The organism is Wolbachia endosymbiont (group A) of Bombylius major (genome assembly GCF_947251895.1).
Taxonomy (GTDB): domain Bacteria; phylum Pseudomonadota; class Alphaproteobacteria; order Rickettsiales; family Anaplasmataceae; genus Wolbachia; species Wolbachia pipientis.
Map to the genome: position 1 here is coordinate 102,773 of NZ_OX366395.1, position 21,632 is coordinate 124,404.

General features: G+C 34.9%; 20 protein-coding genes, 1 tRNA gene and 1 pseudogene. 13 read left to right on the forward strand and 9 right to left on the reverse strand.

Going from position 1 to position 21,632, the window contains the following annotated elements:
- Positions 1-320 precede the first annotated feature (320 nt).
- From walE1 to OPR49_RS00525, 4 genes are all read left to right on the forward strand, one after another.
- Positions 321-1,811, forward strand: a complete 1,491-nt coding sequence (walE1, locus tag OPR49_RS00510) for an actin bundler (RefSeq protein WP_265027128.1) — start codon at positions 321-323, stop codon at positions 1,809-1,811.
- A 441-nt stretch (positions 1,812-2,252) separates the two neighbouring features.
- A complete protein-coding gene (cutA, locus tag OPR49_RS00515; protein ID WP_253303679.1) occupies positions 2,253-2,588 on the forward strand; it encodes a divalent-cation tolerance protein CutA in 336 nt (111 codons plus the stop codon).
- A tRNA-Gln gene (locus tag OPR49_RS00520) sits at positions 2,579-2,653 on the forward strand. The genes cutA and OPR49_RS00520 overlap by 10 nt, the downstream gene beginning before the upstream one ends.
- Positions 2,654-2,671: 18 nt before the next feature.
- Complete coding sequence (locus tag OPR49_RS00525; RefSeq protein WP_265027129.1) at positions 2,672-3,247, forward strand: hypothetical protein; 576 nt, start codon at positions 2,672-2,674, stop codon at positions 3,245-3,247.
- A 15-nt stretch (positions 3,248-3,262) separates the two neighbouring features.
- Here OPR49_RS00525 and OPR49_RS00530 read toward each other — a convergent pair whose 3' ends face one another.
- Both OPR49_RS00530 and recG read right to left on the reverse strand, forming a co-directional pair.
- Positions 3,263-3,550, reverse strand: a complete 288-nt coding sequence (locus OPR49_RS00530) for a hypothetical protein (RefSeq protein ID WP_064125289.1) — start codon at positions 3,548-3,550, stop codon at positions 3,263-3,265.
- A gap of 820 nt (positions 3,551-4,370) precedes the next feature.
- A complete protein-coding gene (gene recG, locus OPR49_RS00535) occupies positions 4,371-6,392 on the reverse strand; it encodes an ATP-dependent DNA helicase RecG (RefSeq protein WP_265027130.1) in 2,022 nt (673 codons plus the stop codon).
- Between the two features lie 167 nt (positions 6,393-6,559).
- Between recG and OPR49_RS00540 the strand changes: the two genes are divergently transcribed.
- Complete coding sequence (locus tag OPR49_RS00540) at positions 6,560-7,498, forward strand: hypothetical protein (RefSeq protein WP_265027131.1); 939 nt, start codon at positions 6,560-6,562, stop codon at positions 7,496-7,498.
- A gap of 6 nt (positions 7,499-7,504) precedes the next feature.
- Here the strand turns inward: OPR49_RS00540 and miaA are convergent, their stop codons facing one another.
- Positions 7,505-8,398 carry a tRNA (adenosine(37)-N6)-dimethylallyltransferase MiaA gene (miaA, locus tag OPR49_RS00545; RefSeq protein ID WP_265027132.1) on the reverse strand — a complete coding sequence of 298 codons (894 nt, stop codon included), beginning with the start codon at positions 8,396-8,398 and terminating at the stop codon, positions 7,505-7,507.
- 75 nt (positions 8,399-8,473) lie between these two features.
- On the opposite strand from miaA, the gene OPR49_RS00550 reads away from it, so the two are divergent.
- From OPR49_RS00550 to OPR49_RS00570, 5 genes are all read left to right on the forward strand, one after another.
- On the forward strand, positions 8,474-8,944 hold the full coding sequence (locus OPR49_RS00550; protein ID WP_065094523.1) for a hypothetical protein: 471 nt from the start codon (positions 8,474-8,476) through the stop codon (positions 8,942-8,944).
- A gap of 118 nt (positions 8,945-9,062) precedes the next feature.
- Positions 9,063-9,650, forward strand: coding sequence for an L-threonylcarbamoyladenylate synthase (locus OPR49_RS00555; protein ID WP_265027133.1), 588 nt, complete (start codon positions 9,063-9,065; stop codon positions 9,648-9,650).
- A 17-nt stretch (positions 9,651-9,667) separates the two neighbouring features.
- On the forward strand, positions 9,668-10,489 hold the full coding sequence (locus OPR49_RS00560; RefSeq protein WP_265027134.1) for an AAA family ATPase: 822 nt from the start codon (positions 9,668-9,670) through the stop codon (positions 10,487-10,489).
- Between the two features lie 73 nt (positions 10,490-10,562).
- Positions 10,563-11,357 carry a hypothetical protein gene (locus tag OPR49_RS00565; RefSeq protein ID WP_065094520.1) on the forward strand — a complete coding sequence of 265 codons (795 nt, stop codon included), beginning with the start codon at positions 10,563-10,565 and terminating at the stop codon, positions 11,355-11,357.
- A 58-nt stretch (positions 11,358-11,415) separates the two neighbouring features.
- The gene (locus OPR49_RS00570) at positions 11,416-12,078 is read left to right on the forward strand and encodes a conjugal transfer protein TraJ (RefSeq protein ID WP_265027135.1); all 663 of its coding nucleotides are present in this window, start codon (positions 11,416-11,418) and stop codon (positions 12,076-12,078) included.
- Here OPR49_RS00570 and OPR49_RS00575 read toward each other — a convergent pair.
- The 5 genes from OPR49_RS00575 to OPR49_RS00595 all read right to left on the reverse strand — a co-directional run bounded on the left by OPR49_RS00575 (position 12,075) and on the right by OPR49_RS00595 (position 17,290).
- Complete coding sequence (locus tag OPR49_RS00575; RefSeq protein ID WP_265027136.1) at positions 12,075-13,571, reverse strand: proton-conducting transporter transmembrane domain-containing protein; 1,497 nt, start codon at positions 13,569-13,571, stop codon at positions 12,075-12,077. The genes OPR49_RS00570 and OPR49_RS00575 overlap by 4 nt on opposite strands.
- 360 nt (positions 13,572-13,931) lie before the next feature.
- Complete coding sequence (locus OPR49_RS00580; RefSeq protein WP_265027137.1) at positions 13,932-14,303, reverse strand: holo-[acyl-carrier-protein] synthase; 372 nt, start codon at positions 14,301-14,303, stop codon at positions 13,932-13,934.
- Entirely contained in the window at positions 14,300-15,568 is a 1,269-nt protein-coding gene (gene proS / locus OPR49_RS00585) for a proline--tRNA ligase (protein ID WP_265027138.1), read from the reverse strand. The genes OPR49_RS00580 and proS overlap by 4 nt, the downstream gene beginning before the upstream one ends.
- A 92-nt stretch (positions 15,569-15,660) precedes the next feature.
- On the reverse strand, positions 15,661-16,920 hold the full coding sequence (locus tag OPR49_RS00590; protein WP_265027139.1) for a hypothetical protein: 1,260 nt from the start codon (positions 16,918-16,920) through the stop codon (positions 15,661-15,663).
- A 205-nt stretch (positions 16,921-17,125) separates the two neighbouring features.
- Complete coding sequence (locus OPR49_RS00595) at positions 17,126-17,290, reverse strand: hypothetical protein (protein WP_265027140.1); 165 nt, start codon at positions 17,288-17,290, stop codon at positions 17,126-17,128.
- 181 nt (positions 17,291-17,471) lie between these two features.
- Between OPR49_RS00595 and OPR49_RS00600 the strand changes: the two are divergent.
- The 3 genes and pseudogenes from OPR49_RS00600 to OPR49_RS00610 all read left to right on the forward strand — a co-directional run bounded on the left by OPR49_RS00600 (position 17,472) and on the right by OPR49_RS00610 (position 20,456).
- Positions 17,472-18,725, forward strand: a pseudogene (locus OPR49_RS00600) (IS4 family transposase).
- Positions 18,726-19,165: 440 nt separating this feature from the next.
- Positions 19,166-19,693, forward strand: coding sequence for a c-type cytochrome (locus OPR49_RS00605; protein WP_010082469.1), 528 nt, complete (start codon positions 19,166-19,168; stop codon positions 19,691-19,693).
- 1 nt (position 19,694) lies between these two features.
- On the forward strand, positions 19,695-20,456 hold the full coding sequence (locus tag OPR49_RS00610; protein ID WP_012673268.1) for an alpha/beta hydrolase: 762 nt from the start codon (positions 19,695-19,697) through the stop codon (positions 20,454-20,456).
- A 175-nt stretch (positions 20,457-20,631) separates the two neighbouring features.
- Here OPR49_RS00610 and trpS read toward each other — a convergent pair whose 3' ends face one another.
- Positions 20,632-21,630 carry a tryptophan--tRNA ligase gene (trpS, locus tag OPR49_RS00615; protein ID WP_265027141.1) on the reverse strand — a complete coding sequence of 333 codons (999 nt, stop codon included), beginning with the start codon at positions 21,628-21,630 and terminating at the stop codon, positions 20,632-20,634.
- Positions 21,631-21,632: the final 2 nt, after the last annotated feature.

The window sequence follows — 21,632 nt, forward strand, 5'->3', positions numbered from 1 at the left end:
TATGGTCGACTCTATGGAATTTTCTGGCTTTTTTTTGAATTCTTTGTTGTCACTCTTTAAGTGCACTACGTCTTCGTGAAAATGGGAATTATACCTAAATAGTAAAGCTATTATTATTAAAGTTATAACAGCCAAAAAGATGAGTGTTCTTTTTCTATACTTCATAAATGCTGCAGCTTCTTGACCTAATTTTCTACGCTACCACAAAACACGTCAAGCGAAATTATTTGAAGACAAATAAATACTGGCAATCAATTTAACACTAACTTAAGAATCAAGGAATACAATTATAATATATTTAATTAATAGTGAGGTTTAAAATGTCACATAATGAAAAAAATTCAAATTCTGTTGGAACTCAACAAAACCAACCAGAAGATAGTTTTGATTTGAATAAAACGATGCAAAATCTACCAAATTCAGATATTGCTAATGATCACAAGAAGCTAAAAGAAAGAATGACTGACCTGTTAAAAGGAGATACAGAATTCTCTAAGATGAAACAAGGAGATAAGATTCTTGTAGTAAGTACAGCAAGTGGGTTATTTACGGCAGTACTACCACTTTTGGCAGTTGGTGCAACACTTGCTATACCGGGTGCTATAGTTGGTCTTGCTTTATATTTCGCTGTAAAAGTCGCTGTAAAAGCAGTTCAATCTGGATATAAAGGGCTCAAGTGGTCAGCAGAAAAAACAGTTGATGGGGCGAAATATACTGCCGGAAAAGTTAGAGATGGTGCTGTACATGTTAAAGATAAGGTGAAAGAAGGTTATGAACATTCAGTAGATTCACTGAAAAAAGGCGCTAGTTTTGTAGGCGAAGGAGTGGCAAATAAGTTCCATAAGGCATCTGGTGAGACGGACTATTTAGATAAGGTAAAAAGGTTTACTCCAGATGCAATTAAGAAATCTGACGAAATAAGAAATGATATGAAAGCAATTTTTGCTGATAAAGGAAATAATTCTGGGTTAGTGAAAAATATACTTTCTGGAATATCGTCAGAAATTGATTTAAAAATGGCAGAGAAGGCAAAATCAGGGGAGATTGAACATACTTCTGGATGGCAAGTACAGAAAGAATTCATTAATAATTTAAATGAAAAAAGCTTGCATAACTTGTTAACACAAAGGTCATTACCTAAAGGTAGTTATTTCATCGACAGTGTTTTCTCTGAACATCACGATGAAATTAAGAAGGTTATTAAAGAATGTAGAGAAAATCATTTGTACTCAAGCGTAAGCAATATGTTTGACAGAGCAGAGAAAAAAGCTAACAGGCCTTCTGTCAAAAGTTTAACTAGGTCTGTGTCATCATCATTCTCTTCACTGGGAAGAAAAGGCTCTGAACAATCTAACAGCTTGTCAAAAAGCAATTCACTAAATTCTATAGGAACTGAAAGTACTGCTACTGTCTCTGATTCAGATTCTCAGAACTTTGCAACAGTCCGTAGAAGCAATTCATCCAGTAGCTTAACTCCTAAGCTTACTCCAGTTGCTCCACCAGAACTACCTAGAAGCGCCTCATTGACTAACTTAAATGGACAAAGTTCTTTCAGTGAAGATGTTCTCAGTGATCCTATTGTGGAGCAAAACCTGGATAGTTTGAGTAACAGAACTCTCACTCACAGTAATTCTACTGATAGTGGAATGGGTTCTGGTTCTTCTACGCTAACAAGAAAACAAGTTCTTCCTTTAAAAGAAGAATTTGACAGAGAACTCGAAGAAAAGTTGGCAAAACGACGCGCATCTCTAGATCAACCTAGTGCAGAACCTGTCAACTCAAGAGCTACAACAACTCCAGGAACAGTGTAATAAGTAAAACTTCTACCTTCTCCAAAAGGATGTTACTCAATGAGTAACGTCCTTTTTTTGTTTTTAAACTATAGAAAAATCCTAGATCCCAGCGGTATGCGTACAACCGTATGAACATTGTGATTTCTCTGCTAGGAAAGGTGTCATCCCAGTGCTTGACACTGGGATCCAGGAAAGTTTGCTTGTTTACAAGCAAACTAGCATAGAAAGTGGTTACAACGTTTTCGATGAGATTATATGGAAAACTGGATTCCAGTGTCAAGCACTGGAATGACATCACAGGGGCACTGGGATGACACCTTTACGTTTGAGGCAAACTAGCTATAACACTTAACATACTACCTTTGCAAACAAATGTTCATACAGTACGCGCTGGCGTTATTTTCTCTTGATGAATAAATCTCGGTAGAGTATAGTAGCAATGCATTTATGTAGCTACTAATGAATAATTTAGTTTTGGTTTATACAACTTTTTCAAATTTTGAGGAGGCTAAGACTGTTTCTGAGGAATTGTTAAACGAGAAATTAATTGTATGTGTAAATATATTTCCTGAAGTGAATTCTCTGTATTTATGGAAGGGTGAAATTAACAGTAGTTGTGAAATAGTAGCAATTATGAAAAGCAAAAATGATCAAGTTGATAAAATTGTAGAAAAAATCGAAGCAATGCATTCTTATGATCAGCCAGCTATTGCTGTGATGCCCATAGAAAAAGCAAATAAATCTTTTACTAATTGGGCTAATAGTGTTATTGATGTAAGTAGTATTGGGGTGTAGCCAAGTGGTAAGGCAGCGGTTTTTGATACCGCCACGCGAAGGTTCGAATCCTTCCACCCCAGCCATATTGAAGTGGGTGTGAAATGATATCACTTTTATATAAATTAAGATTATTTAATTATATACTAGGCAGCTTGAAAGATATAGTTGTAAAGCTGTTTCTCTGCACAATGTATCTTTACACGTTCAGCATTGTGCTGATGTTTCTCAGCAATGGTTTTTGGTATGCTGTAGAATTTGGCTCTTTCAAAAATGCGTTTTACCGTTTGTTTCAATATTGCAAGTGGTATTATGAAAATAGGGAAGATCTCGGTTACGGAATTTCTATTCGAATATTAGTGGCGTTTCTTACTCCGCATTTTCTCTATAAATTATTACTTGGCACAGGCTGGAAGTCCTTTTTAAAGGAAAAGATAATACAGATACTCAACACAAGAAGAAAAAAGGGTAGTGAGTTCAGTAACAGTAGCAAACCAAGTGGCAGTAGTTATAGTGATAAGAATAATTACAGCAATAACAGTGGTAACAATGAGCGTCAAGCTCAAGATGCAAAGCGAAAAGTAAACATGATAAAGCAGCTATTAATCAAAGATATAGAGGAAACTATAGATAGGAGATTGCATTATATTTTTTTCGGTAAAAGGAGTAAACCTCATTGAGTATATAAAAAGGCTTTATCTAGTAAGGCTTTTTAAGATTGGCTGTATTTTGTTTTTTACGTATACCGGATCACAATCAGCCAATATACATGTGTGCACAAAATCTTGACTAAAGTCTGATAACCAAGAAATTGCCTTACGTTTTTCTACCAAGCTTTCTGTTTTTTTGCAGTGACTTGCTGCATCAATCATTGCCTGCGCTATTACTGATTTCCACAGCAAATAATACCTTTGTATATCATCTGACGTACTATTTGTTTCATAGTGGTTAAAAAATTCTTTAAAATTGAAGTTGTTTGACATAATGATACCTCTTTGGATTGAAATTTGAAATGATTTGAGTTTATGTCGCCACAGCAGATTCCGCTAACACGTAGCGGGATGACGATTGTCAGGGTGTAATTCCAGCGCCCCTATGATGTCATTCAAGTAGCTGACACTGGTTCCTTTATGATGATGTCATCCCAGTGCTTGACACTGGGATCCAGCCCTTCCATAATCATCAAAACATTGTATTTTAACGTAAAACAGCTATTTTTATACTCACCAACTTAATAAAATCCTGGATTCCAGTGTCAAGCACTGGAATGACATCACAGGGGCACTGGAATGACACCCTTTACGGGCTCTTAAATTGCAACTAATCTAAATATTTAAGAAATTTACCAAATGAAAAAAAAGGCAAAAGAAGCCCCGTAGTTAACTAGTTATTTATATGTACTTCAAAATATTGGCGTTTTTTATTCTAAACGCTGCAATTTAGCGACTTTTAAACTGCAACAGACCCTTAGCTTAAATGCTAAGAAATTTACTAAGCAGAAAAAAAGGCAAAAGAAACCCCGTGTTAGCTAGTTGTCACTCTCTAATCCTGCAAATCGGCGTACTATACTGTCTTAAACGACTTATAAGCGCGTTTCAGCTTATATAGGTAAAAACCCAGAAATGTTGTGAAGACATAAGGTGCACATAGTGCAAAAAATTAAAAATAAGACGCCAACTACGTTGTTTTCTTGCTGTTTAATCTGCACAGATGAAGATAACTGAATACCTTCAGCATCATGATAAGGGGGCTGGCGAAGGGTGTCAAGTAAGTTTTTTCGTTTCTGCGGGTTACCTGATTTTCCTACTGAAATTTTGAAAAATGTAATCTACTTCTATATTCAAATATATCAAGCAGTAATTCAAAATCAGCCATTGCGCCTTTTGCGTTATTATACGCGAGATTGAGCAGCTCTTTGTCCTGATATAAATCAGCAAATTTAAGTTCCATACATCCTGATTGTTTTGTGCCTAAAATATCTCCACTGCCTCTTAGCATCATATCCCTTTCAGCAATGTAAAATCCGTCCTGTGACTCACACATGATCTTTAACTTTGAAGATGAGCTTTTACTTAAATTATCGTATAATAATACACAAAAAGATGGCTTGTTTCCTCGTCCTACTCTGCCTCTTAATTGGTGTAATTGCGATAACCCAAATTGCTCTGCATTTTCTATAATCATAATGGTTGCATCTGGCACATCTATACCAACTTCTATCACAGTGGTTGCAACAAGCAGAGAAAATTCATTCCTTTTGAAGGAAAACATAACTTGATCTTTCTGCTCCTGATTCAATTTTCCGTGTATTATGCTAACTTTATCAAGAAATGTTTTTTGTAATTCCTGAAAACGCATCTCTGCTGCAGCAATATTAGTCTCTTCGTTTTCTTCTATGTATGGACAAATCCAATATGCTTTCTCACCCCTGTTTATAGCACCTTTTAGCTTTTCAATAACATCTGGCACCCTACTAATGTTCATAGTTACAGTTTTTATTGGCAATCTGGATTTTGGTTTTTCTTTCAAAATTGAACATTCAATGTCACCATACATAGCTTGCTGCAAAGTTCTTGGAATGGGAGTTGCAGTAACGAAAAGTATATCGGCATTTTCTCCTTTTCCTACCAAGCGATTTCTCTGCATCACTCCAAATCGCTGTTGCTCGTCTATGACTGCAAGCCCTAAATTTTTAAATGTAACGTTAGCTTGAAATAGTGCGTGAGTGCCAATCACTATATTTAAAACACCACTTGCAAGTTCGTTCATAATAATCTTTCTTTCCTTGCGCGAAGTTTTACCAGTAAGCAGAGCAACTTTTATATCGGTACAGGATAAAACTTCCTCAATCCAATTATAATGTTGCTCCGCCAAGATAGTAGTCGGTGCCATTAGAGCTGCCTGCATGTTGTTTTCTACCACATTTAGCATCACAAAAAGTGCAACTACGGTTTTGCCACTACCAACATCACCTTGCAGCAAGCTTATCATGCGGTACTTGGATTTTTGCCTCTCTGAAATTTCATCTATTGCACGAATTTGATCGTTTGTTAATTGAAACGATAATTCATTTAAAACTTGCTCTTTATATTTACTCAATACTATAAATTCTCTTCTCCTTTCTTTTACATGATTTTCTCTTGCAAGTTTCAGTGCTAGCTGATATGCAAACAATTCATCATAAGCAAGCCTTTTTCTACAAACCTCGGCTTCCGCCAATGAGCTTGGTCTGTGCAACTTTATGATGCTTTCCCTCCAACTTAGCCATTTTTTTTGCTTGATTAATGTATCATCTATCCACTCTGGTAAATCAGGCAATTCCTTTAGGTGAGAGCTTATTATGTTCCCAATGCTCTTATTGGTAATGCCACGGCATAATTGGTAGACTGGCTCTATGCGAGCTATTTCTTTAAATTGGTTGATGTCAAGCGACACATAATCTGGATGAGTAATCTGCCAATGCTCAGCAAATTTTTCGAGTTTGCCACTGATAATTACATAGGCTCCAACTGGAAATAGTTTATATAAATACTTAACTGAGTAATTAAAAAAGACTATGAATATATACTGACTCTCACTTTCAACGACTATTTTATATGGTCTACCTCTAAAAGTGGGCGGCTGATGCTCATAAACTTTTGCAACAAAAGTTATAAATTCTCCAGCTTGAGCATCGGGCAGTGACTTACTTCTATCCACATAACTAAGTGGCCTATAAAATAGCAGGTCGACCACTTTGTCCCTACCACAAAGTTTAGGCAATATTGTGGAATGAAATTTAGGTATATTCTCCAGCCTGCTATTTAGAAAAATCTGATTGCTCATTGAGATTCATACATGTGTAAAACTGTTATAGAGTCTTCTTAAGATCCTGTCACCTTATAGTCAAACTATTTGCTATCATAGAACTTGCGTTTATATAAAATATTTTATTGACTTATTAATCATTTTTATGTATTATTATACCGTTAGCAGTCTATATCAAGGTATTAATGATGAACAGCTCTACACCAAAAGAAAAGGAAAATCCAATAGTTACACTAAGAGCTCAAGCAGAAAAGTTTGATTATAGCAAATTAAGAGCTGATGAAAAGGATATCTCAGCGAACTCTGGTAAACAGATGTATGAGGATTTTTACAGAATGAATTTTGTTATTAATGGCAAAAGTATAGACAAAATTTTAACTAAAGCATTAATAAACGAAGATAAAAAAGGATTTGACAAAATTTGGGAAGAATATTGCGAAGGTCCGAAAATTCCTAATAATAAAAAAACTGATCAGTATAAAGAGGAGGTTAAAAGATTTTATAATTTAGGCAAAGAGTACGCTCACCTATTACCAAAAGAAGGAGATAAAAACCATCGCCCATTCGCAAAAGAAGTTTTTAAAGAAATGTTCGAGCATGCTGAAGCAAAAGTTCCAAGTGATCCTATTTTGGAAGAACTGGTTATCAATTGTAATCAAGCGGGGCATGAAGCTGGTGTATTGATAGAATCCCAACTTGCACTTGGCCAACATTCATTTCTAGTATCCTCCCCGAAAAGAGTAATGAATATTGATTATATTGACCAAAATAATGTAAGTATTAGATCGGATATGAAATTACCAATATTTTCCCGAAGTAGTGGCAGTACACTCGATGATAAGGTATGTGACCTGTCTAGCTCACTAGAATTCACACTTCATTCTCAAGATGGAAAAGATGGTGCAACATATAAAGATGGTAAATTGTCACTTACTGTTCCTAAGAGACTGAAGGACTATAATATAGGTGATAAAAACTTGTTTGACGTCATAAAAGAATGTTTTCAGAAATTGTGCGAAAAATTTGGATTTTTTAAAATAAAAATAGGGCATGACTTGGATAAGCAACTGAAAGTGAACAGTGTAGAGTTACTTACCCACGATCAGGGTAGAACTTATCCTTGATAATGATTAAGATATCTCAATCTCTGTCAGCTTGCTTGCACAATCAATCACTTCAGCATTTGGAAATTGGTTTTTAAACCAGGTGTACTGACGTTTCGCGTAGTGTCTTGTGTTTGTTTGAGCAATTTGTATCGCTTCGTCTAAAGTAATCTCACCTTTCAAATACTTTACAATTTCTGGCACTCCATGTGCTTTCATAGCTGGTAAATGTGGGGCTAGGTTCATGCTAAGTAGCTTTTTTACTTCATCAATTGCTCCATTTTCAATCATTGTAATGAAACGAAAATTTATTTTTCGGTATACATCTTCACGTTTAGGCAGAATTGTATATATCTTAAAATTATTGAATAAAGGAGGCTGTCTATTTTCTTGCCATACAAAGATTGTCTTACCAGTTTCAGTGATAACTTCAAGTGCCCTTGAAAGGCGGTGCGAGTCATTCATGAATACTTTACCTTGAATCCTTGGATCTTTGCTTAGCACTAATTTGTAAAACTCCTCTTTACTTAAATTTTTCCTTAATTCGCTTACATTTTTCCTCACTTCCTGACTTATTTGTGGCATTGATGATAAGCCTTTGATTAAACTGCTGATGTAAAGCCCGCTTCCTCCAGTGATGATAGGTATTTGAGCATTTTCTAATGCGTGATTAACTTCTTTTTCTAAATCCTCTAACCATAGACCCACGGAATAATTTTCTTTTGCTGAAACATAACCATATAATTTATAAAATTCTTCTTGCTTTAGTGGTTGAGCAGTAATTATGGGAATTTCTTTGTATACCTGCTTTGAATCACAATTTATTATACTAATATTTCCATATTTTTCTCTCAGGTTATCGCATAATTCTGATTTACCTGAAGCTGTAATTCCTGTAATAATTACTATATTGTTTCTCATTTATATTAATTTAATTAACATATGATAAGGTGTAGTAAAAATTTGGATTCTACAATCTAAAGTTTGGAGATTTTTATGGCAGAAAACAACGACAATAATTCATTTACTAAGCGTTTCACAAACAGAACTCCTGGCGGTACAGGGGAAGGTTTTTCCAGTAAGTATTCGTCTCAAAACACCAAAGAACGTGCGCTAGGGGAAAAAGGAAAAATTTCTGAATTAGCAGGCAAAAAAACCGAATCTAAGGAAGCTTTTTCTGAAAGTGGCGGCATAAAAAGCAAGAGCAGAACTGTCAATGAAAGATCTTTTGCTGATGCAACAAAAAGAAGTAGGTCAGATCTTGTATACTTAGTTCGTGGTAAAGATCGTGGAAAATCAGCGTGGCATTATGTATTAGTTGATAAAGAGAAAAGAGAAATGTTTCTAGCAAAAAGCAGAACTGGCTCTATAGATGTTGCAGACTATGGAGAGATTTTGTATTCAGGATGGGGAGAGGATCCACCACAGGCAATAGTTGATAAAGTCAATGAAGAGTTTGGGTTGTAGCAAGTCTGCATAACAAATGGTAAGCTGCGTTGCATTACGTTCACAAAAACTAGCAGTTACTATATAAGATACAATGCAACAAAACTGATCTAGTTGTTATGAATAAGTTTTTAGCTATATGGTATCTAAAATAATAAATGCAATACAGAACAACTTGTTAGTGTGTTTTCCAACAGAAACAGTGTATGCTCTTGCTTGTAATGCATTAAATAATGAATCTATAGGAAAAATATATCAGATAAAGAAACGCTCTCAAAATAAACCACTGTCTATATTTGTTAGTGATATTTGCAGCTTGATGAGAATAGCAAAGCTAGAGAAAAAGTATATTGGTTTAGTAAATCACTTTTCTCCTGGACCGATTACCTATATTTTACCACTTAAAAACAATAATATATTGCCAAACGAATTCTTTAAAGATAGTATAGGCATCAGAATCCCTGAGCATCCTATTGCAATTTCAATACTAAACAAACTGAAAGTTCCAATAGTTGCAACTAGTATAAATATTTCAGGAGAAAAAAGTGTATGTAAGGCAGACGATATACCACAATCCATTAAGCAACATTTATCTGCAGTGATTGAAGATGATGAAGTAGTTTCTGGTATAGAATCTACTATTATTGACTTAACCGAAGATAAGATTAAGGTTTTAAGGGAAGGTGCAATTTTATTACAAACAGTAGCCAATGCATTTTCAAACTAAGATCTATAGGAGAAAGAATGAAAAAAGTAATAGGTCACAACCAGGCCAAAAAAAAATTAATGAACAACTTATCTGTTCAGTCTTGGCTGATCTGTGGTAAAAAAGGTATAGGAAAAGCAACACTTGCAAAATCCTTCTCCAATTGGTTACTCATAAAAAACTATAATGAAGTAGCATTGGACTTACACATTGTTGAAGGTGATACTATCGGAATAGAAAAAGTCAGAGAAATGAAAAACTTTCTACACTTAAGTCCCATTCAATCAGAACACAAAATAGCTATAATAGATAGCTTAGAGGCAATGACTAATAACGCTAAAAACGCAATATTGAAAATATTAGAAGAGCCGCCAAAAAATTCTAAGATATTTATAATTAGCCATAAGCCATATGATATACAAACCACTATCTTGTGTAGGTGCTTTCAGCTGAATTTACTCCCATTAACTTATGATGAAACAAAGCAAGTTGCTTCATCTCAATGTAAGTTTGATGATCAAACGTTTGATGAAATGATCACTTTATTTCCTGGAATGCCAGGAATGATAATAAATGCAATAAGTAGTGATGCTTATGAAGCATACAAATGCTTTTATAAATTTCTTCATGATTTAAAGAATCCCAATATGATTAATAAAGTAATTAATAGCGAAATCGAACTAGAACTAGCATCATATATAATTCAGGCCTTCATTTTAGAAAGCATAAAGAGAGAGGTAAATGGTGTTGAAATTCTGCTAAGTCAGTGGAAAAAAATAGATAAACTTTTCGTTGCCGCAAAGCAACTCCACTTAGATAAAAAGCATGTTTTAGCTAATGTAGTTAATATCATGACATAAGTTTACGAAGTATAATACTTTTAACATAAATTCATGATAAAATTCTGTTAATTTAATACTCGAAGTATATAATTTGACTGATAATAAATTAACTGTATGGCAATCAATAGAAGTTTTGACGAAAGCCATATTGAACATGCAGAAAAAATTAAGCTTAATTAAGAATATAGCTTCAGATCAAGACGTAACCCTAGAAAAAGGAAAGGAGTTATTAAGTGGCATTTATGAAGCAAATTTTAAGCTAAACAAGACAATCAATATAGCTACTTTGCCAAAAATTGGCTATCATATGCTAAATGATGAACTTGTTGTACGTAATCATATTACGGAAGAGGAAGTAAAGATTCCTAGAGATTTTCATTACCTTAAAGTCGTTAAATCCGATCATGATAATTATAAATTAACGTTTTGTAATTTTTTAGGTAATGAGTTTTTTGAATATAAAAAGTATGATCCACAATATTCTGGCGTTTCAGATGAATATAAATTTGTGGATTTTGGTAGTGTAAAAAAGACTCATAATCTAAAATTTAAGGAATATGTTGGTCATGCACCTAAGTTTTTTGCTGCAGAAGGTCCTATTGAGCCTGGATCTCAAAACCATGCAATTGATCTATTTAGGCTAGTCAAAGATGGTAAAGGTAGCAAAGTGGGAACCCTCGCTGATGAATTTGGTTATTTTGATGATCAAAATAAATTACATTATTATAATTATCACAAAAGTGCTGAAAGTAATATTTACAATCCTGAAAATTTCAGTATAAAAATGATAAATATAGATGTGAGCAAAATCGACAAATTCTACCTTATTGCGGAACAAGGTGATATAATCATTCATCCTATTTTGGAAAATTTAGACATATTTTAAAGTTTTTTAGAGTATCTAATCTTGTTGTTATTATAATTGGATTTGGTAGCATTGTGTTATGGAAAATAAATTGCTTGAATCAGTAAAAAACAAAAGTTATTTCAGTAAAGCAGTCGAATGGTACTGCCATAGGTATCTGTTTTGTGTAGCAGAAAGATCTTGGATGGCATTAATAGTATCGCTTCTCCTAGTATGCTTATGTTTATTAACATTAAACATATACCTGTTATTTCCTATTAAAAAAGATTTAAATTTTGTGAAGTATATGAACCACACAGAAGATGAGTTCTCTGCAATGCATAAGCTTAGTTTCAGTAAAAAGGAAGATGAATACACTTCCACAGCGAGGTACTTAATAAGTAAATACATTAAAATATACGAGTCCATTAAGATCGTTGAACCGAAGTACCAAGAAAATTTTATAAGAAACAATTCTATACATAAAATCTATCAAGGCTTTCAGGAAAAAACGAATAATGAAGCTGGTAATTTGTCTTTATCTAAAAGAAAAATCGCCAACATAAATGTAATAACATTATCTATTGATCGATCGACCAAGGACTTAGTTACATTTGCTGGAAATGCTACTGTAGTTTTTACAACCGAGCAAAATAAGGAGGATACTGTGGAGATTAGCTTCACTTTGTCGAATATAAAAGCAACTCTGGCTGGTATAATACCATTTAAATTTATTGTTAATGGTTATAAATACAGATTTTAAAATATTACTTGGTAGCTAAAAAAAATAACCAAAGTGCACATAGCAGTAATAACTGGAGGTAAAACTAGAAGAATTGGTGTTTTTTTAATAAAGTAATTCTGAGAAGGTTTTAAGAAAAAGGCATTGTAAATTATCGGTAAAAAGTACAGAGCGTTGAGTATAGTACTAACAATTAACACTAGAGTTACAAACACAGAAAGTATTACATTGCCAGAGTTGAAAACAGCTTGAAAAATGAGAAATTTACCCCAAAAAGTCGGAGCAGGCGGCACCCCTATCATAGACAATGCACCTATAGCAAATGCTGTCATGCTAATTGGCATACTGCGTCCTATACCGTAAATCTTATCTATATATTTCTCACCTGCTCTCGTTATTATTGCTCCGGCAACGAAAAACAAAGTGATTTTTGCAAATGCGTGGCAAACTAATTGAAAAATTGCAACCCTCATGCTGAGATCACTAAAAATTGAAGCGAATAATATAATATACGACAATTGAGAGATGGTAGAGTAAGCAAGCAACTTCTTTAATTCTTTTTGCTTTAGTGCAATCAATGATGCAGTAATAATAGTAAATCCAGCAGCGTACGGAAGCCACCCTCCAGCAAACCAATTTTGCTGCACAAAACGTTGCATGTTATCGACGCCGAAAGTGTATAATATAACTTTTATGATAATGAAAACTCCGGATTTCACAACAGCAACAGCATGCAGTAGTGCGCTTACAGGAGTTGGTGCAACCATTGCTTTTGGTAACCAAAAATGCATTGGCATTAATGCAGCTTTTCCTATTCCGTAAATCAGCATAGCAAAACACACTGCAATGAAAGTGATGAGTGAAGTATCAAATTTGAATATTCCACCGCTTACAAAGTCTAAAGTATGAAATTCATTATATAAAAGGCCTATTGCAGGAAAAAACAATACCAAAGAAGAGAAAAATAGCACGCCAAAGTAATAGCGTCCTGCAATCATTGATTCATTTGTTGAGTTGTAAGTAACCAGAGGGTATGTACTAATAGTTAGAAGCTCATAAAAGACAAATGTAGTGAGCAAGTCTCCAGAAAAAGCAATAAACATTGCACAGCTAATCGATATTGAAAAAAAGCATAGAAAACTTGAGTGATTGCTATCAGCATAGTTATTCTGCATATAACATATTGCATATACACTGGTTAGTATCCATAAAAACGATATTAATAAACTGAATACTACTCCAGTAGACTCTAGCTTTAAACTAATGTGCAAATTATTACCAAAATCCATAAGAATAAATTGAGAATGATCACCATATACCCAATATAAAGTGCATAGACACGTATACGTAAACAGAAGTACAGAAGAAGCGACAGTAATACTATTGTTCACTCTGGGCCATTTACCAGTAAAAAAAATAACAAAAGCACTTAAAAGCGGAATCAACGCAGTAATTAACAAATAATTCTCAGTAATAAAAAATGGTAAGGAAAGAGATATTAAGATATAGTCCATTAAATTTTTTGTTTAGGTAAAGCTGGAATTATACTCAAATCATAGAAAAACTGCTATGTTTTTTAGTTGTTTGTGTATGCTATAGCTATACCGCGATTCATTCCACAACTGTACGAACATTTGTTTTTGTTAAACACAACAAAGATGTCATCCCAGTGCTCGACACTGGGATCCAGGAAAGTTTGCTTGTGAGCAAGCAAACTAGCATAGAAAAACGTTTTCGATGAGATTGCAGAAACCAGTGTCTGGGCACTGGGATGACAAAGGAGTACAGTGTCAAGCACTGACCATTTGCTGTGCAGTTTACCTTTAAAAATGAATGTTCATACAGTAAGCCATAAGATGACAAAAGAGTAAACTTTATCTGTGTGAGCTATAGACGCAAATTATAACAAATGCAGTAGCGTAATCTCCATCGTCACTCAGAGAAAGATGAATTTTGGAGATAAAATCCTTGCTAACGGTAAGATATGGCTTGCCTCTTACATCATTGTATATTTCTATATTTTTCATTATAATACCCTGACCACTACCTCGTGCTTTAACAAAAGCCTCCTTTGCCGCAAAGCGCTTAGCGAAATACCTTGCTCGCATTTCTTGACTATTATACTTTCTACTTAGCTCTATTTCTTTTTCAGTGTAGATTCTATTAAGAAATTTTTCCCCGTATTTTTGTAATATCCTCGATACTCTTGGTATATATACTATGTCAGTGCCGATACCGTGTATCATTTTGTGCTAAAGTGATTTATTGCTTCTTCAATCTGCATTTCCTTTACCTCTCCAGTCGCTCTATTTTTTACTTCAACTATCTTTTCATCTATTGCCTTTTTTCCGACAATTATTTGCCACGGCAAGCCTATCAGATCCATCCTAGAAAATTTTACTCCTACACTTCCTTCTGTATCATCGTAAAGCACTTCATCGCTCTTCAAAGCTTTATATATTTTATCTGCAGCCTCCGTTACTTTCGGTTGTAAATTGATTAAACCAATTCTGAAAGGAGCTACCGATTCTGGCCAGATAATTCCTTTATCATCATGAAAAGCTTCTATTATTGCACCAGCAAGTCTTGAAACCCCAATGCCATACGAACCCATATGTATATTGACATTTTTTCCATCTTGAGAAGTAACACTTGCCTTCATAGGCTTTGAATATTTGTCGCAAAAATAAAAAATATGCCCTATTTCAATACCTTTACTAACATTTAACTGCTCTTGCGGCACAGGGCAAGTTTTAGGGTTGTGCATATCATCTGCAACTGCGTATATATTCTTTAAACTTTCAACATCTTCACTTTCCAGTAGTTCAGAAAATTTATTGTCATAATATAAAGTGCTCTCACCAGTGTTTGCCAATATATGAAACTCATGACTCAAATTTCCTCCAATTGGCCCCGTATCAGCTCGAACTCCAATTGGAGTAAGTCCCATGCGTTTGAAGATTTTTATGTAAGTTTTGTACATCAAATTATATGAATTCTGTGCACTTTCGTAATCCACATCAAAACTATACGCATCCTTCATCAAAAATTCCCTACCCCTCATAACACCATAACGTGGTCTTACCTCATCACGGAATTTCCACTGGATATGATACAAACAAAGTGGTAAATCTTTGTAACTTTTTACCACATCTCTAATTAAATCAGTTGCCACTTCCTCGTGCGTTGGACCGAAAAGCATATCTTCCTCATGCCTATCCTTTATACGCAACATTTCCTTACCGTAATCATCATAGCGTCCCGATTCTCGCCAAAGACTTGCCGGTTGCACACAAGGCATTAACACTTCAATTGTACCAGATTTATCCATTTCATCTCTGATGATGTCTTCAATATTTTTAAGCACGCGCAGACCAAGTGGTAACCACGTATAGATGCCAGATGCTATCTGCTTTATTAAACCTGCACGTAAAGAATATTGATGGGAGATAATCTTAGCATGGGCAGGCTTTTCCTTTAGAGTTGGTAAGTAATACTTGGATAAACGCATATAATAGATCTGATTGTATTAAGTAATCTTAATACAATCAGACCTGTAGGTAAACTTATTTTGAAAAAGAAGGGAAGTGCGTGGTGCTTTCCTTAACGTACTAACAAATCCCTCTCAAATTTAGTAGCCATTTCACCAAACACTCCACAACGGTCTTTAACAGATAGATTTTGCACCTTACTATTCACCGAGCTTACATCACTTTCTTTGTTTACAAGAGGAGCTTCAGGTTTCGTTTGTAAATTAGCAGGCTTAGGCGGTACCGGTGACTCCTCTGTCTTTCGTTCAGAATGTGACGGAGATGTGGATCTAGAGTTTGCACCATCACCAGATCCATGACCACTGCCAGAAGTGCTTGTTCCTTCTTTTTTGTTTGGTTGGGAGCTTAGAGATGTATTTTCCCAGCTATCAGATATACTACCGTTACCTTCATGCTCGTCTTCACTACTACTCGAATGATTTGCTTTGTATCGACGGTCAAGTACTTGACTCAAATTAGCAATCAAAGTTTTTTGCTGATCATCTTTATTATCGTTTGATTTCTTTGTCTCCCCCTTAGGAATTTTTTTTAATTTAATACCTTTTCTTATTTGATCCAATAGAGTTTCATTTGAACTTGGAGCAGGCGGTGGTGGTGGAGATATTGCACCACTTGATAGAGGAGGAGGTGGTGGTGGCAATGCTCCACCACTTGATAGAGGCGGAGGAGGTGGTGGTACATTATCACATATTTGCGGAGACTGTGAAGGGGAAGTAGGCACACTTGATTTATGCTGCGAACTAGTATCACTATCCTGTGATCTACTATCTTGCTTAACAGTCACAAGATCTTGTGGCTGTTGATTTCCGTTATTGTTTGATTTCTTAGCAGCTTTAGAATTTGGAACAGGCGGAGGTGGTGGAGCAGCACTTGGTGGAGACGAAGGGGATGGTGGTACACTATGTGGTACATGAGGAACTGCTGTAACACGTGTTTGCGAAGACTGTGAAGGAGAAGTAGGCACACTTGATTTATCCTGCGAACTAGTACTACTATCAACTTTTATCTGTGATCTACTATCTTGCTCAACAGACTTTTCTTGTGGTTCTTGAGATACAGTATGGCCGGATTCTTCTCCACTAAGATCTATTTTTTTCTTATCACCAGCTCTAGAAACGGCCAGTCTAATAAGACATATCACTGAAACCAGCGCAACAATCGCAGAAACAGCAAAAATTGCTAAGGGAACTGCTTCAATTGCACCAGAACCAGAAACTGCTGCAATAACATAAGGAAAATATATATAAGCTGCAACGGCAGATACACATAATGATAAAGCAGCAATCGAAATTTTAAGGTTGGATGTAGACATTTTTTACCTCATTAACCAATAGAACATTAATAATAACTAGATTATCAACAGTATCAATAATTAATTATGAAAAATAAAGTCAAAATTCGAATAGATAAGCTATAAGTAATATACGACCAGCAATAGCCATACAATAGACTTCTTATATAACCCACACTAAGTAGAAAAAAGGTGTCATCCAAGTAGCTGACACTGCTCTCCTTTGTCATTCCAGTGCTTGACACTGGGATCCAGTTTTCCATATAATCTCATCGAAAATGTTGTAACCACTTTCTGTGCTAGTTTGCTTGCTTACAAGCAAACTTTCCTGGATCCCAGTGTCTGGGCACTGGGATGACATCATAGGGACACTGGGATTACACCCTGACAATCGTCATCCAGCTACTTGTTAGCGGCTAAGAGATACCGCGAATGAATCGCGGTATGACGGTTCGTGGCGGCATGACGATAACCTCGTCACACTGCCATTAAGTTAAGGAAAAAAGATAGATTTTATGGGATAATGATGTATACCAATAAGTTTAAAGGTAGTATGAGTAAAAAAGGCAGTAATAAAATTTATTCAAAATGAATTGGCAAGTCTAGAATTTATAGAATCCCATAAATCATCTTCAAAAGATTTTATGAGAAAGAGGAAGTTATCTTTTATTGACATATTTATCTTAATTTTAAGAAAAAGTGTAAAGTCGCTGCAAGTAATACTAAACGAATTTATTTTATATAGGAAAAAAGACTATACCGTTACTGCTAGTGCTTTTAGTCAAGCAAGAAAAAAAATGAAACACAGTGCATTTTCAGAAATTAACGAAGGTGTGGTTTCCTTGTACTACCAAGACCAAAAATTTAAAACTTGTTTTGGCTTTAGAGTGTTAGCTCTTGATGCCTCCAAAATCATTTTACCAACAAGCGTTGAAATAAAAAATGAATTTGGCTCAAGAAAAATACGTAACCAAAAACCAAAAGATTTAGGTGATTATGCAAGTGCAACCTTTGCGGTTTGTTATGATGTGCTAAATAATGTTGCCATAAGGTCAGTGTTAGATAGAGGTAACACTCATGAAATTAACTCAGCAGATGAAATGCTTAAAGTTGTAAATACTAATGACTTACTGATTTGTATATTTATCTTATAAATTTCTTTCTAGCCTTACAAAAAGAAAAATTGCTTATGTCATTCGATGTCCCAGATCATCTTTTAATGAAGTGAATGCTATGTTTGAAGAAAAAAGCCCATCTAGTGTTGAGGTTACCATATGTGCTCAGCGTAAGATAAAACAAGAAAATAGTGGAATAACGCTTCAAAGTGGTACTACCATCTGGTGAAATTGAAGTGTTAGCTACATCATTAATGGATGAACAAAAGTTTCAAACTGGAGGATTTAAGGAGTTATATTTTTTACGCTGGGGAGTTGAGACATTTTTTGCAAAACTCAAAGGAAGACTAAGTCTAGAAAATTTTACAGGAAAAAGTGTTGAGTCTGTTAAACAGGATTTTTTCAGCTATCTTTATTGGCAACCTAGAAAGTGTTATGACAGAAGATGTAGAAGAAGCGTTGAATATGGACTTAACCGATGATAAGCTTAAGAGGAGCATTAACAAATCTGTCTCATTTAACGCGATCAAAAACTTGGCTTTCGACATTTTTGCTACGGAATCAGATACTGACTGCATTATGGATCAATTATCAAAGCTATTTTTGATGAACACTTTGGCGGTAAGAAAGGGAAGGAAAGTTGATCATCATAAGGTACCTTATCTTCGTTCGTTCAATTACCAAAAAAGGGTTAGAAAACACATATTTTGACTAGAGGTAGTATTCATATCTTCTGATAATAACTGGGTAGCTTATTGCCATAGCTCCTGTAAAATGACTTCTAAACAAACTATTTCTTAAGTAATTTACACTTCAGAGTTTATCTGCTTTAAAGTTTACTCTATTCTGTTTCAGCATTTGTCATAAATCCTTAATTATTTCTGACTTTTTAGTTCAGTTTTTAACCATTCTTTCCTTAACTTAATGGCAGTGTACCTCGTCATCCCGCTACTTGTTAGCGGGATCTCTTGTTAGCGGCTGAGATACCGCGAATGAATCGCGGTATGACGGTTCGCGGCGGTATGGACGTAGGAAAACCTTTCTTGGGTCAGCTATAGAGACTCTCATCTTTAGCGAGCTTCAAGGTAATTGGTTGCTATTTGCGAAAATATTCGCATAATTTAAGTAACATTACTTAATAAAAATTAACTATGGAGCTTAATAAGATTGCAGCATCGATTTTACTTTCTGGGCTAATCATTATGATAGTTAGTAATGTAGTTGATATGCTTTACAGTCCAGAAGAATATAAGATTGAACACCAAACGATAGTAGCTGCTGGCAGCAATGAGTTCCAGCAAAAAATCGAGCAAGTGGCGCTTGATATTGGAGCGCTCATGCAGAATGCTAGCTTTGAGAAAGGTAAATCAGCAGCAAAAAAATGTATAGCCTGCCATAGTTTTGAGAAAGGTGGAATGAATAAAGTAGGACCAAACTTATGGAACATAGTTGGAAATAAAAAGGCCCATCTTGGTAACTCATTCAATTACTCAAAAGCAGTGCTTGAAAGAGGTGGAAAATGGGGGTATGAGGAGCTATTTGCCTTTTTAAAGAACCCAAAAGCCTATATAAAAGGTACACGTATGGCATTTGCAGGTATTTCCAATCCACAAGAAATTGCAGATCTAGTTAGTTATTTGCATCAATTGAGTGATAGTCCGGTTGCTTTGCCAAAGTAGTATGGATTATTGTAAATTGTTTGATGGAAATAATGGTCACATAGCATATCGAAAGCTACAAGGAAAGAAAGCTTCTGTAGTTTTTTTCGGTGGATTTGCATCCAATATGGATGGAACTAAAGCAACTGCTATTTACAAATTTTGCCAAGAAAATGACGTAGCACTTGTGCTATTTGATTATTTTGGTCACGGTCATTCAAGTGGTAATTTTATTGATTACACGATAAGTGATTGGCAAAAAAATTGTGCTAAAGTAATGAGTGAATTAACTAGCGATAAACAAATAATTATAGGTTCAAGTATGGGAGGATGGCTGATGTTGCTCACTGCCCTTCAATTTCCAGAAAAAATTGCAGCACTAATTGGTATATCGTCTGCTCCCGATTTTACTGAAGATTTGATATTCAAGCAATTGTCAGGCAAGCAAAAAGAAGAACTAGATTCTAAAGGTGTAATAGATTTTACTTCAGAGCATTGTACATACAAAATAACTAAAAATTTGATCGAAGATGGCAGAAAGAACCTTCTTTTAAACAAAAAGACAATAGATATAAACTGTCCTGTGCGCTTGCTGCATAGCATTAATGATAAAGATGTTCCTTATCAAACTTCATTGAATTTAGCTGAAAAAATTAAGTCAACCGATGTTGAAGTACACTTAATAAAATCAGCAGAGCACAATATGTCTGACAATCATTCACTGGAAGTTTTATTTAAGACCATTAGAGAATTTTGTAACCAGACTGCATTCTGTGATTTTTAGCAAAACACGATTTTTCATTTGAGCTTTCTTCAACTTAAAATAAATACAGAAAATTGCTGCCTATAGCTAAACTGACTTAGATTTACCGACAATTTGAAAAACCGTCATCCCGCTACGTGTTAGCGGCTGAGATACCGCGGCGGTATGACGGTTCGCACCATCACACTTTGGAACCTTACAGATATTGAGCAAATCCAATAATCTCCTTGATTTCTTTTATATTATGGGTTGCAATTTCTGTTGCTTTCTTTGTACCTTTTTTTAATATTTCATGTAAATGGAATTGGTCTTTTAAAAGATCATTCATTTTCTCACGTATGGGTGATATAACACTGATAATTAAATCAGCTAACTCTTTTTTGAAGTGCTTCATGTCATGTTTGTTCACTTCTTCACATACTTTTTCCACATTTACATTACTAAGCACTGAATAAATGTTTATCAAATTGCTTATTTCTGGTCGGCACTCTAAAGTAGCAAAGCCTAGAATTGAATCTGTTTTTGCTTTTTCTATTTTTTTGACAATTAAGTCATCCGTATCATCAAGGTTAATGCATGAATGTTCTGAAGGATCAGATTTACTCATCTTGCTTGTACCATCTCTTAAGCTCATTATCCTTGATGTGCAATCCAAAGTTAAGATTTCAGGTACGATGAAATGATCCAGTTTATAATGATTGTTAAAAGCTGACGCAATATCACGTGCAAGCTCCAAATGCTGTTTTTGATCATCACCAACAGGAACGTATTTAGTTTGATACAACAATATATCTGCAGCCATAAGTACTGGATAACTATATAATCCAAGAGAGGCTTTTTGTTTATCGCTACCAGCTTTATCTTTAAACTGAGTCATACGATTAAGCCAACCAATTGGTGTATAGCACCCAAGCAGCCAGCCCAGTTCTGCATGACCACTAACTGTGGACTGATTAAAAATAATGGACTTTTCTGGATCTATTCCACATGCAATATAAGCTGCTGCTGTTTTGAAAATATTACTTTTTAATTCACTTGCGGGAAGCTTATTTGCTGTGATTGCATGTAGGTCGACAATACAAAAAAGAGATTTGTATTTATCCTGTAAGTCTATCCACTGTTTGATTGCACCAAGATAATTACCTAAATGTAGTACGCCACTTGGCTGGATACCTGAAAAGACAATACTTGTCATTA

Coding starts and splice junctions, on each gene's coding strand:
- walE1 (WP_265027128.1), top strand. CDS start 321: ATGTCACATAATGAAAAAAATTCAAATTCTGTTGGAACTCAACAAAAC.
- cutA (WP_253303679.1), top strand. CDS start 2,253: ATGAATAATTTAGTTTTGGTTTATACAACTTTTTCAAATTTTGAGGAG.
- OPR49_RS00525 (WP_265027129.1), top strand. CDS start 2,672: ATGATATCACTTTTATATAAATTAAGATTATTTAATTATATACTAGGC.
- OPR49_RS00530 (WP_064125289.1), bottom strand. CDS start 3,550: ATGTCAAACAACTTCAATTTTAAAGAATTTTTTAACCACTATGAAACA.
- recG (WP_265027130.1), bottom strand. CDS start 6,392: ATGAGCAATCAGATTTTTCTAAATAGCAGGCTGGAGAATATACCTAAA.
- OPR49_RS00540 (WP_265027131.1), top strand. CDS start 6,560: ATGATGAACAGCTCTACACCAAAAGAAAAGGAAAATCCAATAGTTACA.
- miaA (WP_265027132.1), bottom strand. CDS start 8,398: ATGAGAAACAATATAGTAATTATTACAGGAATTACAGCTTCAGGTAAA.
- OPR49_RS00550 (WP_065094523.1), top strand. CDS start 8,474: ATGGCAGAAAACAACGACAATAATTCATTTACTAAGCGTTTCACAAAC.
- OPR49_RS00555 (WP_265027133.1), top strand. CDS start 9,063: ATGGTATCTAAAATAATAAATGCAATACAGAACAACTTGTTAGTGTGT.
- OPR49_RS00560 (WP_265027134.1), top strand. CDS start 9,668: ATGAAAAAAGTAATAGGTCACAACCAGGCCAAAAAAAAATTAATGAAC.
- OPR49_RS00570 (WP_265027135.1), top strand. CDS start 11,416: ATGGAAAATAAATTGCTTGAATCAGTAAAAAACAAAAGTTATTTCAGT.
- OPR49_RS00575 (WP_265027136.1), bottom strand. CDS start 13,571: ATGGACTATATCTTAATATCTCTTTCCTTACCATTTTTTATTACTGAG.
- OPR49_RS00580 (WP_265027137.1), bottom strand. CDS start 14,303: ATGATACACGGTATCGGCACTGACATAGTATATATACCAAGAGTATCG.
- proS (WP_265027138.1), bottom strand. CDS start 15,568: ATGCGTTTATCCAAGTATTACTTACCAACTCTAAAGGAAAAGCCTGCC.
- OPR49_RS00590 (WP_265027139.1), bottom strand. CDS start 16,920: ATGTCTACATCCAACCTTAAAATTTCGATTGCTGCTTTATCATTATGT.
- OPR49_RS00605 (WP_010082469.1), top strand. CDS start 19,166: ATGGAGCTTAATAAGATTGCAGCATCGATTTTACTTTCTGGGCTAATC.
- OPR49_RS00610 (WP_012673268.1), top strand. CDS start 19,695: ATGGATTATTGTAAATTGTTTGATGGAAATAATGGTCACATAGCATAT.
- trpS (WP_265027141.1), bottom strand. CDS start 21,630: ATGACAAGTATTGTCTTTTCAGGTATCCAGCCAAGTGGCGTACTACAT.